15 protein-coding genes are annotated in these 13,377 nt (G+C 36.3%); all 15 read left to right on the forward strand.

What is annotated here, in order from left to right:
* A complete protein-coding gene (locus MKX39_RS07430; RefSeq protein WP_093534775.1) occupies positions 1-588 on the forward strand; it encodes a lysophospholipid acyltransferase family protein in 588 nt (195 codons plus the stop codon).
* 93 nt (positions 589-681) lie between these two features.
* Positions 682-1,830, forward strand: coding sequence for a 30S ribosomal protein S1 (gene rpsA / locus MKX39_RS07435; RefSeq protein ID WP_093534773.1), 1,149 nt, complete (start codon positions 682-684; stop codon positions 1,828-1,830).
* A 101-nt stretch (positions 1,831-1,931) separates the two neighbouring features.
* Complete coding sequence (gene der / locus MKX39_RS07440) at positions 1,932-3,242, forward strand: ribosome biogenesis GTPase Der (RefSeq protein WP_340768967.1); 1,311 nt, start codon at positions 1,932-1,934, stop codon at positions 3,240-3,242.
* Positions 3,243-3,272: 30 nt separating this feature from the next.
* Positions 3,273-4,292 (forward strand): NAD(P)H-dependent glycerol-3-phosphate dehydrogenase, encoded by a 1,020-nt coding sequence (locus tag MKX39_RS07445; RefSeq protein ID WP_093534769.1) that lies wholly within the window; start codon positions 3,273-3,275, stop codon positions 4,290-4,292.
* A gap of 261 nt (positions 4,293-4,553) precedes the next feature.
* Positions 4,554-4,733 (forward strand): DUF2768 family protein, encoded by a 180-nt coding sequence (locus MKX39_RS07450; RefSeq protein WP_340764432.1) that lies wholly within the window; start codon positions 4,554-4,556, stop codon positions 4,731-4,733.
* A 13-nt stretch (positions 4,734-4,746) separates the two neighbouring features.
* Positions 4,747-5,457 (forward strand): LptM family lipoprotein, encoded by a 711-nt coding sequence (locus MKX39_RS07455; protein ID WP_340762082.1) that lies wholly within the window; start codon positions 4,747-4,749, stop codon positions 5,455-5,457.
* 355 nt (positions 5,458-5,812) lie between these two features.
* Positions 5,813-7,291, forward strand: coding sequence for a stage IV sporulation protein A (spoIVA, locus tag MKX39_RS07460; protein ID WP_093534765.1), 1,479 nt, complete (start codon positions 5,813-5,815; stop codon positions 7,289-7,291).
* A 172-nt stretch (positions 7,292-7,463) separates the two neighbouring features.
* Positions 7,464-7,736 carry an HU family DNA-binding protein gene (locus MKX39_RS07465; protein ID WP_093534763.1) on the forward strand — a complete coding sequence of 91 codons (273 nt, stop codon included), beginning with the start codon at positions 7,464-7,466 and terminating at the stop codon, positions 7,734-7,736.
* A 238-nt stretch (positions 7,737-7,974) separates the two neighbouring features.
* The gene (gene folE / locus MKX39_RS07470) at positions 7,975-8,544 is read left to right on the forward strand and encodes a GTP cyclohydrolase I FolE (protein ID WP_093534761.1); all 570 of its coding nucleotides are present in this window, start codon (positions 7,975-7,977) and stop codon (positions 8,542-8,544) included.
* A gap of 67 nt (positions 8,545-8,611) precedes the next feature.
* Entirely contained in the window at positions 8,612-8,833 is a 222-nt protein-coding gene (gene mtrB, locus MKX39_RS07475; RefSeq protein WP_093534759.1) for a trp RNA-binding attenuation protein MtrB, read from the forward strand.
* Between the two features lie 56 nt (positions 8,834-8,889).
* Positions 8,890-9,651, forward strand: coding sequence for a heptaprenyl diphosphate synthase component 1 (locus MKX39_RS07480; RefSeq protein ID WP_340762083.1), 762 nt, complete (start codon positions 8,890-8,892; stop codon positions 9,649-9,651).
* Between the two features lie 3 nt (positions 9,652-9,654).
* Positions 9,655-10,359, forward strand: coding sequence for a demethylmenaquinone methyltransferase (locus MKX39_RS07485; RefSeq protein WP_093534755.1), 705 nt, complete (start codon positions 9,655-9,657; stop codon positions 10,357-10,359).
* 27 nt (positions 10,360-10,386) lie between these two features.
* The gene (gene hepT, locus MKX39_RS07490) at positions 10,387-11,352 is read left to right on the forward strand and encodes a heptaprenyl diphosphate synthase component II (protein ID WP_340764434.1); all 966 of its coding nucleotides are present in this window, start codon (positions 10,387-10,389) and stop codon (positions 11,350-11,352) included.
* Positions 11,353-11,495: 143 nt separating this feature from the next.
* Complete coding sequence (ndk, locus tag MKX39_RS07495) at positions 11,496-11,942, forward strand: nucleoside-diphosphate kinase (RefSeq protein WP_093534753.1); 447 nt, start codon at positions 11,496-11,498, stop codon at positions 11,940-11,942.
* A gap of 453 nt (positions 11,943-12,395) precedes the next feature.
* On the forward strand, positions 12,396-13,166 hold the full coding sequence (locus MKX39_RS07500) for a CheR family methyltransferase (RefSeq protein WP_093534751.1): 771 nt from the start codon (positions 12,396-12,398) through the stop codon (positions 13,164-13,166).
* Positions 13,167-13,377 lie beyond the last annotated feature (211 nt).

Consider the following 13,377-nt stretch of genomic DNA (forward strand, 5'->3'; position numbering starts at 1 on the left):
TTGAATCTATATTCGTTTGCAAAGACGGTTGTTTTTTCAGCATTAAAACCACTTTATAGATTTGAAGTTATTGGAACAGAACATTTCCCAAAAGATGGAGGGATTTTGTTATGTTCTAATCACATTAATGCTTTGGATCCACCGGTGGTAGGCATACTAGCACCACGACCTGTTCACTTTATGGCAAAAGCAGAATTATTTAATGTACCCCTTTTAAAAGGTATATTACCTGGTGTTAACGCCTTCCCGGTGAAAAGAGGGCTAAGTGACCGAGACGCACTTCGAACAGCTATTAAACTCTTAAAAAGTGGGGAAGTTGTAGGTTTATTTCCGGAAGGAACTAGAAGTAAAGATGGAAAGCTAGGAAAAGGATTTAGTGGAGCAGGGTTCTTTGCTTTACGCGGGGAAGCTAATGTTGTTCCTTGCGCAATAATTGGCCCCTATAAACCTTTTAAAAAGTTAAAGGTAGTCTATGGTGAACCAATTGATATTGCGCCGTATCGTGAAAGAAAAGCTTCTGCTGATGAAGTTACTGAAAAAATAATGGAAAAAATAGCTGAGTTATTAGAAGCACATCAGTCTAAATAGTTAGAATCTTTTCGTTTTTAAAGTGCTTCCTTTTGTAATTCTGTATCAGTTCGCATAAAATAGAATAGAAACGCTGTGAAGGAGGAATATCATATGTCTGAAGAAATGAACTTAAACGACACGAATGAGTTTAAAGAGGGTGAACTAGTAAAAGCAACGGTTGCACAAGTAGATGAAAAGTCTATCATTGTAACAATTGAAGGAGCACCTTTTGACGGGATAGTACCTATAAGCGAACTATCTAGCTTGCATATTGAAAAAGCATCCGACTCCGTTTCCATAGGTGACGAATTAGAGCTAATGATTACCAAAGTGGAAGAAGCTAACTTTGTCCTTTCTAAAAGAAGAGTAGATGCAGAAAAAGCTTGGGATAGATTAGAAAAACAATTCCAATCTGGAGAAATAATTGAAACAGAAGTAAAAGAAGTTGTAAAAGGCGGATTAGTAGTAGATTTAGGTGTCCGTGGATTTATACCTGCTTCCCTAATAGAGGATCATTTTGTAGAATCCTTTGAAGATTATAAAGGGAAGGTAATGACCTTTAAAATTGTAGAACTTGAAAAAGAGAAAAATAGACTTATCCTGTCCCATAAAGCAGTTGTTGAAGCTGAAAAATCTGTTAGCAAACAACAAACATTTGAGTCCATTAAAAGTGGGGATATTTTGACGGGTACAGTACAACGTTTAGCTTCGTTTGGCGCATTTGTCGATATAGGTGGAGTAGATGGACTTGTTCATATTTCACAAATTTCGTACGAGCACTTAGACAATGTTACGGACGTTTTAACCGAAGGGCAAGAAGTTAAAGTAAAAGTATTATCGATCGATCGCGATGCCGAAAGAATTTCTTTATCCATCAAAGATACACTGCCTGGTCCTTGGTCTGTGGTAGAAGAAAAAGTTGCAAAAGGAGCAACACTTACTGGGAAAGTGAAGCGTCTAGTTTCATACGGTGCATTCGTAGAAGTATTCCCAGGAGTTGAAGGTTTAGTGCACATTTCGCAAATTGCACATAAGCATATTAGCAATCCACAAGAAGTTTTAAAAGAGGGCGAAGAAGTACAAGTTAAAGTACTAGATGTTAATAGTGCTGAAAAACGTCTCTCCTTAAGTATTAAAGAATTACTTGAAAATGAAGATAAATACAACATAGAAGATTATCAAATGCCAGAAGAATCACGTGGGTTTTCTATAAGTGATGTATTAGGAGACAAGCTGAAAGGCTTCACTAATAATAACTAACATAATATACGATCTTAAACAGGTGACTTCAATAAAGTCGCCTGTTTTTGTCTTTTTGTTGTATAATACAACATAGACGAAGTTGGAAGGATGAAAAAGTAATGACAAAACCAGTAGTAGCAATCGTTGGTAGGCCTAATGTCGGCAAATCGACTATATTTAATCGAATCGTAGGAGAGCGTGTATCTATCGTGGAAGATATTCCAGGTATTACACGTGATCGTATATATAGTTCTGCCGATTGGTTAACAAATGAATTTAATATCATTGATACAGGTGGTATAGAACTTAGCGACGAACCGTTTTTAGAACAAATTAAGCAACAAGCAGAAATAGCGATGGATGAAGCAGATGTAATCATCTTCTTAACTAACGGTCGCGAAGGAATTACAGCAGCAGATGAATATGTTGCAAAAATTTTATATAAAACGAAAAAACCAATCGTTTTAGCTGTTAACAAAATAGACAATCCGGATATGCGTGAAATGCTTTATGACTTTTACGCTTTAGGACTGGGAGAACCTTTCCCAATCTCAGGTTCTCATGGACTTGGTCTAGGAGATTTACTAGATGAAGTAGCGAAAAACTTCCCAGATGTAGAAGATGTAGACTACGGGGAAGAAGTTATTAAGTTTTCTCTAATTGGGCGTCCTAATGTAGGGAAATCTTCTTTGGTCAACGCATTTTTGGGACATGATCGTGTAATCGTAAGTGAAATCGCTGGGACAACAAGAGATGCGATTGATACGGAATACTCTTTTGATGGTCAAGAATACGTAATGATTGATACAGCAGGTATGCGTAAAAAAGGGAAAGTATATGAAACAACTGAGAAATACAGTGTTTTACGTGCATTAAAGGCGATTGAACGTTCTGACGTTGTTTTAGTTGTTCTGAATGCTGAAGAAGGTATTCAAGAACAAGATAAAAAAATTGCTGGTTACGCTCATGAAGCTGGTAAGGCAGTTATTATCGTGATGAACAAATGGGATGCTATTGAAAAAGACGATAAAACGATGAATGTAATGACAAAGAAAATTAGAGATCATTTCCTATTCTTGGATTATGCTCCGATTGTTTTCGTTTCAGCTAAAACAAAGCAACGTGTTCATGCACTTCTACCAGTTATCAATCAAGTAAGTGAAAATCATGCAATGCGTGTTCAGTCATCTGTTCTGAATGAAGTTATAGAAGATTCTGTTGCAAGAAATCCGGCTCCAACTGATAAAGGGAAACGTCTGCGTATTTACTATGCAACTCAAGTGGCTATCAAACCACCAACTTTCGTGGTATTTGTTAATGAACCTGAGATGATGCATTTTTCTTATGTAAGATTTTTAGAAAATCGTATTAGAGAATCCTTTGACTTTGAAGGAACTCCAATTCGTATTATTACGCGTGCAAGAACTTAATCCTATTAGTTTTAAAGGAGCGAAATAGCGATGGAAAAAGTAACTGTATTGGGTGCAGGAAGCTGGGGAACAGCACTAGCTATGGTTCTTGCAAACAATGAACATGACTGTTTACTGTGGTCCCATAGAGAGGACCAGGCAACAGAAATAACTACAAATCATACCAATAAAAAATATTTACCTGAGACTATTTTACCGACTAATTTAAAGGCTACTAGTGACTTTCAGCAAGCGATTCAACATGCAAATGTTATTGTCATTGCTGTTCCCACTAAAGCTATTAGAGAAGTTTGCCAAAATATGCTACCTTTCTTAGCTGAAAAGAAGCTATTTGTACATGTTTCGAAAGGTATTGAACCTGATTCCTTAAAAAGAATATCAGAAATGATTGCGGAAGAACTGTCAGAGGATGTTACAGAAGCAATCGTTGTATTGTCTGGGCCTAGTCATGCAGAAGAGGTTGTCTTAAAGCATCCAACAACGATAACAGTTGCAAGTGAAAATATGGTTGCTGCCGAAAAGGTTCAAGATTTGTTTATGAACAAATCTTTCCGTGTCTATACTAACGACGATGTTATTGGCGTAGAAATTGGAGCAGCACTCAAAAATGTAATTGCTTTAGCCGCTGGGATAGTAGATGGATTAGGTTACGGTGACAATGCAAAAGCTGCACTCATTACGAGAGGTCTAGCTGAAATATCCCGTTTAGGTATTAGTCTAGGTGCTCAACCTTACACGTTCTCTGGATTAACAGGTATGGGTGATTTAATCGTAACCTGCACTAGTGTGCATTCTAGGAATTGGCGTGCTGGTAATATGTTAGGTAAGGGAGCTACACTTAATACAGTGTTAGAAGAGATGGGTATGGTTGTAGAAGGTGTGCGTACTACAAAAGCAGCATATCAACTAGCTACAAAGCAACAAGTGGACATGCCTATTACTAAAGCTCTGTATTCTGTCTTATTTGAACAGGTCAATCCTAAAGAGGCTGTAGACATCCTTATGCATCGTACAAAGAAGCATGAGTTAGAAGATTATAAAACGTTCTAAAATTGTCACAAATGGAAAGAGTTGTTGTTAAAAACAACTCTTTTTTGACTGTATACTAGAAATATTATTTTTATTAAAGCTTCTTTTCCATGTTCCTTCTGAACTTTTTGTTATACTCTGTCTAGCTCCTGTACAATGTATGTTACAGAAGCCCTTTGTCAGAATTATATAGGCGCTTGCTCAATTCTAGTATGTTATACTTTTTTATTGTAGAAAGGTGTGGAAGTTGTTGTGGTGTTATTAGTTTCATCAATGGATAAAATGTGGATATCGTTTGGATCTATGGGTTGTATGTTTTTAGCTATGGCTTTTATGTTTTTTGTAAAGACAAAACTAAAGAATAAATTATTGAAATTTATATTAGGTTTGATCGCTTACATATTATTGTTTATAGGTTTCATTACGATGATCTATATTATATCTAACCCAACTAAGGCTTAGTAAGGAGATTCCTATGAAAAACTTTAAACTTATTGCTGTGTTCATTATGATAACAGTTTTCTTAGCAGGATGCGGTTATAAAAGTGGTTATGAGCCTGAAAATTTATTGCCATATGAGGACCAACTAACTGCAGTTCAAACTGCTGTTGACAGTTTTCAAAAAGATTCCGGTGGTCTTTTGCCGATAAAAACGCGTGATATGGAAACAGATCAATATATTAAATACCCAATCGATTTTAGCAAAATTATTCCATCAAAGCTTGGAAAAGCTCCTGCCAATTCTTATGAGGCTGGGGGGATCTATCAATATGTACTCATGGATGTAGAAGAGAATCCTACGGTTAAGTTAGTAGACCTACGTATTGCAGATACGTTGCGTGATATTAACCATCGAAAGAGTATAAATGGATTTGGTCCTATAGCTGAAACGATTGTAGATGGCGTATATAAGCTAGATTTCAAAAAAATGGGTTATGACAGCGAGTTAACTGTTCAAAGCCCATATTCTGATACTCAGTTGCCTATAGTGGCTACTGGTGATGGGGAAGTCTATGTAGATTACTCCATCGAATTGAATAGACTACTTCAGGAATCTGATAAGAAAATAGAGCCTGGAGATGATATTCGGTTTTTGTTAACGGACAAATTTGCTATTGTGCCAGCATACTCTCTGCCTTATACGGTAAATGAAAAGAATGAACCTGTTTTTATGATGAATAAATAATAAAAATAGGGCTAAAAGGTATTGTTTCTTTTAAGATAATTCCTTTTTCTATCGTTTTCAAAGATCTTTGAATAGAGTAGTTTAACAGAGGTTGGTTGTGACGGACGTCATGACCGGCATCTGTTTTATGCGTTTGTTTATCCGTTGCTCTCCTAGAAACAGATTTCTACGTTTCGTGATTTAACAGGAGACCTCTGCCTAAAAGAAAAAAAGCGCTATAATTTGTTGAATTATTATGTTTCCTAATGCTTGTTACATATTTACTTTCTTAATCTTTGTAAAAAGACGTTTCGTGCAATATGCATGAAACGTTTTTTTTGTGCATATATTAAATTGCTAAGAAAGGAGAGTATCCATGTCGAGTAAACTGTATGAACAGATAGCAGAAAGAACGAATGGTGATGTGTATATTGGTGTAGTTGGCCCTGTCCGAGTAGGTAAATCGACTTTTGTAAAACGAGTAATGGAGCTAGTAGTAATTCCTAATATTCAAGAAGAGGCCGAGCGTCTACGTGCACAAGATGAATTGCCGCAAAGTTCACCAGGTAATGTGATTATGACAGCTGAGCCTAAATTTGTGCCAGCACACGGGACAAATATACATCTAGGAGAAGACCAGCTACGCTTACAAATCAGACTGGTAGATTGCGTCGGTTACATGATTGACGGCATTAAAACACATTCTGGTGAAGAAGGTCAAAAGTTGGTGCACACCCCATGGCATAGCGAAGCAATACCTTTTGAGGAAGCTGCTAGGATTGGGACAGACAAAGTAATTAGAGATCACTCTACAATTGGAATTGTTGTTACGACAGATGGATCTGTTAATAATATTCCTCGAATGGCCGTTGAAAGTGCTGAACAACAAATAATTACCCAATTGAAGGAAATTGGTAAACCATTTGTTATCGTTCTAAACAGCAAAAATCCAGGTCATTTAGAAACAATTCAACTAAGTGAAGAATTACAAAGACAACATGAGGTTCCAGTAATTGCAACTGCCGTTGATCGCATGACTGCTGAGGAAATTCAATACATACTCCAACAAGCACTCTATGAATTTCCGATCACTGATATTGAATTAGTTAAGCCTGATTGGACAGATGTATTAGAACCAGATCATTTTGTCAATAATGCAATCACTTCCTCGTTACAGGAGTGGCTACAATTAGTATCCAAAATGAAAGACGTAAAGGAATTAGCTTCTAGATTTAAGCAAGTTCCTTTTATACAATCTGCAGAAGTGGTTGAGGCTAACCCTGGCAGAGGATCGGCATGTATACAAATTGGCTTAAAACCCGAAGTATTTCAAGAGGTTTGTGATGAGTGGCTAGATGAGCCTATTGAATCGAAAAAAGACTGGCTGTTATTCGTAAAAGAGGCCTCTACTGCTAAAAAGGCTTACAATAAATTCTCAGAAGCTCTAGAAGCTGCAAAGAAACATGGCTACGGCGTATCATTACCAACTATACAAGATTTTCAGCCGACTGCACCAGAAATTATTAAACAGAATAATTTCTATGGTGTCAGTTTAAAAGCAAAAGCCGCATCTCTCCATATTATTCGAGTGGATATGGAAGCAGAATTTGCTCCATTAATAGGGTCAGAGTTTCATAGTCAGCAATTATTAAAAGATTTAAAACATGGTTTTTTACATGACAGAGATGCTTTATGGCAAACGCAGGTTTTTGGTACTTCCCTAGTCGAAGTTTTAAAAGAAAGTTTGCGATACAAAACAGAGAGTGTTTCTGATGTTGCGAAGAAAAGAATGCGAGAAACGATTGAAAGAATGGTTAATGAAGGTGATCGAGGGATGGTCACATTTATATTGTAAATCCAACACAGGACTTTTTGCGACTATGCAAAAAGTCCTGTTATTGCGTTAAATTGCCCTTTTTTTGAGGAAACTTAGCGAAACTCGTGCAAATAGTGTTGCGTAGGTTTTTCTGTTGTGATACTCTTTTTACAGGATTGAAGCTATCTTCCTTTGAGAGGAGGTGAATGGTATGAATAAAACAGAACTAGTTAACTCTGTTGCAGAAGCTACAGAACTTTCTAAAAAAGACGCTTCTAAAGCTGTTGAAGCTGTATTTGAATCAATTCAAACTGCTCTTGCAGATGGCGAAAAAGTTCAATTGATTGGTTTCGGAAACTTTGAAGTTCGTGAACGTGCTGCACGTAAAGGACGTAACCCACAAACAGGTGAAGAAATCGACATCGCTGCAAGCAAAGTACCTGCGTTTAAACCAGGTAAAGCACTTAAAGACGCAGTTAAATAACTGATGTTGTAGTACATAGAACGGTTATTGTGGAGCTTGCTTCACGGTAACCGTTCTTTTCAATTAAATGCTAATCTATGATTGTTCGATAACTTCTAAAAGAAATTTAAATAATTTAAAGAAATCTAATATACAAATATTTGAAAATGATAGAGCGACCGGGATAAATTTATTTATTATAAGCATTTCATATGCTAAGATGCAATTGGTATAATACATAGTTTTAGGGGGTCTACAGATGACAAATGTCGATCTGAACAAAATAGAAGAAGCGGTCAAAATGATTTTAGAAGCAGTTGGTGAGGATCCTAACAGAGAAGGATTGTTGGATACACCTAAAAGAGTTTCTAAAATGTACGCAGAAATGTTCGAAGGCTTACATCAAGATCCAAAAGAATATTTTAAAACCGTATTTAACGAAGATCATGAAGAGTTAGTTTTAGTGAAGGACATACCATTTTACTCCATGTGTGAACATCATTTAGTTCCTTTCTACGGAAAAGCACATGTGGCATATATTCCTCGAAATGGTGTAGTTACTGGTTTGAGTAAACTTGCCAGAGCTGTCGAAACAACCGCGAGACGTCCTCAACTACAGGAAAGAATCACTTCAAGCGTTGCAGATGATATAATGCAAATGTTAAATCCGCATGGAGTTTATGTAGTAGTGGAAGCAGAGCATATGTGTATGACGATGCGAGGTATTAAAAAACCTGGTGCCAAAACAATTACTGCGGTAGCGCGTGGAATTTTAGAAACAGATGATGTTAAACGCTCAGAAATACTTTCATTCATAAAGATGAAGTAACACCTTTGGATGTCGGCTTTAGAATATGGTATGATGGAAAAAGACTGTGAACAAAGGAGACTATAAAATGTCTAGTTCAGATTATATTGTGATAAAAGCTGAAGAAGATGGAGTTCATGTAATTGGTCTTACAAGAGGAACGGATACTAAATTTCATCATTCTGAAAAACTGGATAGTGGCGAAGTAATGATTGCTCAGTTTACAGAACATACATCAGCTATAAAAATTAGAGGAAAAGCATCCATTCATTCATCGAATGGAATTATACAATCCGATTCTAAAAAGTAGTTATTAATATAACCATATAGACAGATTAAGCGCGGTTGGGAAATGGAGTAAGGTGTATGAACGAAGCATTGATCAAACAACATATAAAGCAATATAAAGAAGCTGTTCTCCATCAAGTTCAACAAAGCACATTGTTGAAATATACTGGGGCTCCTGTCATTGATGAAGAGCGTTTGTTTTTTACACTTTTACCACTTTTTAATGGAGAAGAATGGGAAGAATCCCAAAGAAAGTCTGCTATTGCAGTAACTCTTATCTTTTCTGCCTTAGCTGCTCACGATTTAGTAAAAGAGTTGAATGCAACTAGCAAAGATCAACAGTTACAAGTATTAGCTGGAGATTATTACAGCGGGAAGTATTATCACCTATTAGCGAGCGATGGACAACTAGACTTAATCCAGATTTTGTCGGAAGGTGTCGCGACTATTTCAGAACATAAAACAAGATTTTATGACCGACAAATTTATGGGTTCGATCAGCTCATACAATCCATTCAACTCATAGAATCTCAATCCATTGAACAATTACTTGAGTATTATTCTTTTCATGAGTATGTATTCGTAATGAAAGAGTCTCTCCTCCTCATTGCTTTAAAAAAGGAACTTGCAGCATATGAGCAAGGTGAACAACCATTTTATATTAGTAAGTCAAGTCAGTTACAGGCTAATATTAATATTCTCCAGTTGGAGATAGAAAAGATTGAATCCATACTTATGGATGAGATTAAAAACTCTGAGCTATTAGAAGAACAATTAAAAAGTATAATTCTAGAAAAGTTAATGAAATGCACCTTAGAAAAGCAGTTGAGAGAAGGTTAAGTCGTGGAAAAATCAAAAGAACAGCATGTACATGAAGTGTTTGAAAAGATATCTGATAACTATGATTCGATGAATTCGGTTATTAGCTTTCAACAACATAAAGCATGGCGTAAAGATACGATGAAGGCTATGCAAGTAAAACCTGGAAGCAAAGCATTGGACGTATGTTGCGGGACAGCAGACTGGACAATTGCATTGGCGGAGGCAACTGGGCCAACTGGTGAGGTAAGGGGATTAGATTTTAGTCAGAACATGTTAAATGTGGGATTAGAAAAAGTGAAGCATATCTCACAAATTGAGTTAATCCAAGGAAATGCTATGGAGCTGCCATTTGAAGATAATTCCTTTGATTTTGTAACGATTGGTTTTGGATTACGCAATGTTCCAGATTATACACAAGTGTTAAGTGAAATGAATCGTGTTGTTAAACCAGGTGGGATGGTCGTTTGCTTAGAAACGTCTACACCAGATTCGAAATTATTTAATGGTTTATTCCGATTCTATTTCCGTTATATCATGCCATTATTCGGAAAACTTTTTGCAAAAAGTTATAAAGAATATTCATGGTTACAGGAGTCTGCTAAAGAGTTTCCAAATCGAGCTGAGTTAACTAAGCTATTCGAAAAAGTGGGCTTGGTCAATGTAACGAGCAAACCATATAGCGGTGGGGCGGCAGCTAGACATATTGGCTTTAAAAAAGATATTTAAGTGAGTGAGGTTGTAACCGTGGACAAGATGAAATTAAAGTTACTCTATTCCGATTTGAAATCGGATCTTGATATCATCGAAAAAGAATTAGCTGTAGCGGTAAATTCTTCTTCTCACTTATTGAATGAGGCGTCTCTTCATCTGCTATTAGCCGGAGGAAAGCGGATTAGACCAGTTTTTGTGTTGCTTGCAGCAAAATTTGGAAACTATTCGATAGATTCTATAAAAAGCGTAGCTGTTTCAGTTGAACTCATTCATATGGCTTCCCTCGTCCATGATGATGTAATAGACGATGCAGAAACTAGACGAGGCAGAGAAACGGTGAAGGCACAATGGAATAATCGGGTCGCAATGTATACAGGAGACTTTCTTTTTGCCAATGCAATTGAATACATAACAGATTTACAAAATACATATGCACATGAAGTGTTATCTCATACGATGGTAGAACTTTGTATTGGGGAAATTATTCAAATTGAGGATAAGCACTATTTAGAACAAACAGTTCGTGACTACTTACGCCGGATTAAACGGAAAACGGCAATATTAATTTCAGCTAGCTGTGAGTTAGGAGCAATTGCTTCCCAAGCAGATGAGGAAACGGTCAAGCATTTGAAATGGTTTGGCTATTACGTCGGTATGTCATTCCAAATCATAGATGACATTTTGGATCTTACATCTACAGATGAGGAGTTAGGTAAACCTGCTGGATCTGATCTTGCACAGGGGAATATTACATTGCCTGTTTTATACGTTAAAAACGATCCAGATATTGAACCATTATTAAAAGAAATTTTAGCAGGGACAATAAGTGACGAGAATCGACAAATTCTGTTAACTAAAATTCGGGACTCAGATGGCATCAATCGAGCTAAACAAATTAGTAATCTTTATTTGCAAAAAGCGCTAAATGAAGTTAAGCAATTGCCGGCAAATTCCGCTAAAAAATCATTACAAAACATTGCATTGTTTATGAGTAAAAGGAAATTTTAAATGGTATTTTGTTCAGTTACCTGCCTTTAAAACCTAAACTTTAGCTACCGTCTATTAATTTAATTTGAAAATAATGAATTATAATGATAATATTTGTAACGGTGGAGAATAAGTCCATTATATATATTCGAGGAGTGTTAACTATGGAAAAAACATTTTTAATGGTAAAACCTGATGGCGTACAACGTAACTTAATCGGTGAAATCGTAGGTCGTTTTGAAGCAAAAGGATTCCAATTAGTTGGAGCAAAATTAATGCAAATTCCTACTGAACTTGCTGAAGAGCATTACGGCGAGCATAAAGAACGCCCATTCTTCGGGGAATTAGTAGAATTCATCACTTCTGGACCAGTTTTTGCAATGGTTTGGGAAGGGGAAAATGTTATTTCAACTGCACGTTTATTAGTTGGAGCAACAAACCCTAAAGAATCAGCTCCAGGAACTATCCGTGGAGATTTCGCATTAACTGTAGGGAAAAACATTATTCATGGTTCTGATGCTCCTGAAAGCGCTGAACGTGAAATTGGATTATTCTTCAAGCAAGAAGAGCTAGTATCATATAAAAAAGATGCTAACAACTGGATTAACTAATCCAGAAAATGGTTGTTTATGACTTCGGTCATAAACAACCATTTTTTTATTTAGGATTAAGAAATTATGGAAAATTGTCTGGTGAACAAGCTTCATTCTCCTCTTCGTTGAACTCAAGTCATTACAATCAGTAGCACTAGCTCAACCATAAGATTAAGCATTGCCTTTCGCTTAGATGATAAGAGTAGTCAAAGAAAGCGGCTGAAGGCGTGCCCACGGAAAGCGTCCGCTCGGAGCGGAAATTCAATGGCAAGGACTGGTGTCTTTTTTGTCCGGTTCTTCTTATTTTATAAAAGTAAGATATAACAGATGAAAAGAGCTATATCAGAGCCACTCGGTTTCAATTTATAAAAAAATAGGCAAATGCTCACATTTATCAGTCTTTTTAGTATGTTCTAAATGCTATGTATACGATATACTAGATAAAGGTTTTCAGAAAGGGGCGAAATCATTTTGCCGGATTACATAAAATTTGTGGATTCCATAAAGAAAAAAACAGGCATTGATCTTGCAGCATATAAAGAAGCGCAGATGAGACGCAGACTAACTTCTTTATATGAAAAAAAAGGTTATAAAAACTTTGTTGAGTTTTATCAAGCACTTGATTCCAACAGGGATTTGATGAATGAGTTTCTAGATAGAATGACGATTAATGTTTCAGAGTTTTATCGGAACGCAAAACGCTGGGATATATTACAAACTAAAATATTTCCAAAATTATTAGAAACAAATAAACGATTGAAAATTTGGAGTGCCGCATGCTCTACTGGTGAAGAGCCTTATACCATTGCGATGGTTTTGTCCAATCATGTTCCTTTATCTCAAATTGCCATACATGCAACAGATTTAGATGAAAATGCAATTCAACGTGCAAAAGTTGGTATTTACCCAGAACGTTCACTAGCTGAGGTACCAATTGACATTAAAAATAAGTACTTTGAGACACAAACACCATTTTATAAGATAAGTGATTCCGTTAAAAAGACCGTCACATTTAAAAAACATAACCTATTGAAAGATACATATGATAAAAATTTCGATTTGATTGTTTGTCGTAACGTCATGATTTACTTTACAGAAGCTGCAAAAGATCAAATTTATCAAAACTTTAGTGATTCTCTGCGACCTGGAGGAATTCTATTCGTCGGTAGTACAGAACAGATATTCAATCCAGGTAAGTACGGGTTTGAAACCGAAGACACCTTTTTCTATCGGAAAAAATAAGTGGAACTGTCCGATGCATTTCGGGCAGTTTTCTTCTAAGCAAAGATAAAGGTTAATAGGTTCCATAAATTAAGTAATACAGGAAGTGAAGCGTTAATCGATCATGATAATCGATTAATGAGGATGGAAGAACTTCAGTGGTTTTTGTTTGTGTAAGAGGCTTTCGTAGGCTCTTGCGCTTTTCTTCTATACATGGCACCAAAATTTTGAT

The sequence above is a fragment of the Psychrobacillus sp. FSL K6-1464 genome (assembly GCF_038003145.1).
In the GTDB taxonomy this organism is placed as follows: Bacteria; Bacillota; Bacilli; order Bacillales_A; family Planococcaceae; genus Psychrobacillus; species Psychrobacillus psychrotolerans.

What these genes read in the sequence shown, in the direction of transcription:
- MKX39_RS07455 (WP_340762082.1), top strand. Translation starts at nt 4,747, where the DNA reads ATGAAAAACTTTAAACTTATTGCTGTGTTCATTATGATAACAGTTTTC.
- mtrB (WP_093534759.1), top strand. Translation starts at nt 8,612, where the DNA reads ATGTCTAGTTCAGATTATATTGTGATAAAAGCTGAAGAAGATGGAGTT.
- hepT (WP_340764434.1), top strand. Translation starts at nt 10,387, where the DNA reads ATGAAATTAAAGTTACTCTATTCCGATTTGAAATCGGATCTTGATATC.
- MKX39_RS07445 (WP_093534769.1), top strand. Translation starts at nt 3,273, where the DNA reads ATGGAAAAAGTAACTGTATTGGGTGCAGGAAGCTGGGGAACAGCACTA.
- folE (WP_093534761.1), top strand. Translation starts at nt 7,975, where the DNA reads ATGACAAATGTCGATCTGAACAAAATAGAAGAAGCGGTCAAAATGATT.
- rpsA (WP_093534773.1), top strand. Translation starts at nt 682, where the DNA reads ATGTCTGAAGAAATGAACTTAAACGACACGAATGAGTTTAAAGAGGGT.
- MKX39_RS07480 (WP_340762083.1), top strand. Translation starts at nt 8,890, where the DNA reads ATGAACGAAGCATTGATCAAACAACATATAAAGCAATATAAAGAAGCT.
- ndk (WP_093534753.1), top strand. Translation starts at nt 11,496, where the DNA reads ATGGAAAAAACATTTTTAATGGTAAAACCTGATGGCGTACAACGTAAC.
- MKX39_RS07450 (WP_340764432.1), top strand. Translation starts at nt 4,554, where the DNA reads ATGTGGATATCGTTTGGATCTATGGGTTGTATGTTTTTAGCTATGGCT.
- spoIVA (WP_093534765.1), top strand. Translation starts at nt 5,813, where the DNA reads ATGTCGAGTAAACTGTATGAACAGATAGCAGAAAGAACGAATGGTGAT.
- der (WP_340768967.1), top strand. Translation starts at nt 1,932, where the DNA reads ATGACAAAACCAGTAGTAGCAATCGTTGGTAGGCCTAATGTCGGCAAA.
- MKX39_RS07465 (WP_093534763.1), top strand. Translation starts at nt 7,464, where the DNA reads ATGAATAAAACAGAACTAGTTAACTCTGTTGCAGAAGCTACAGAACTT.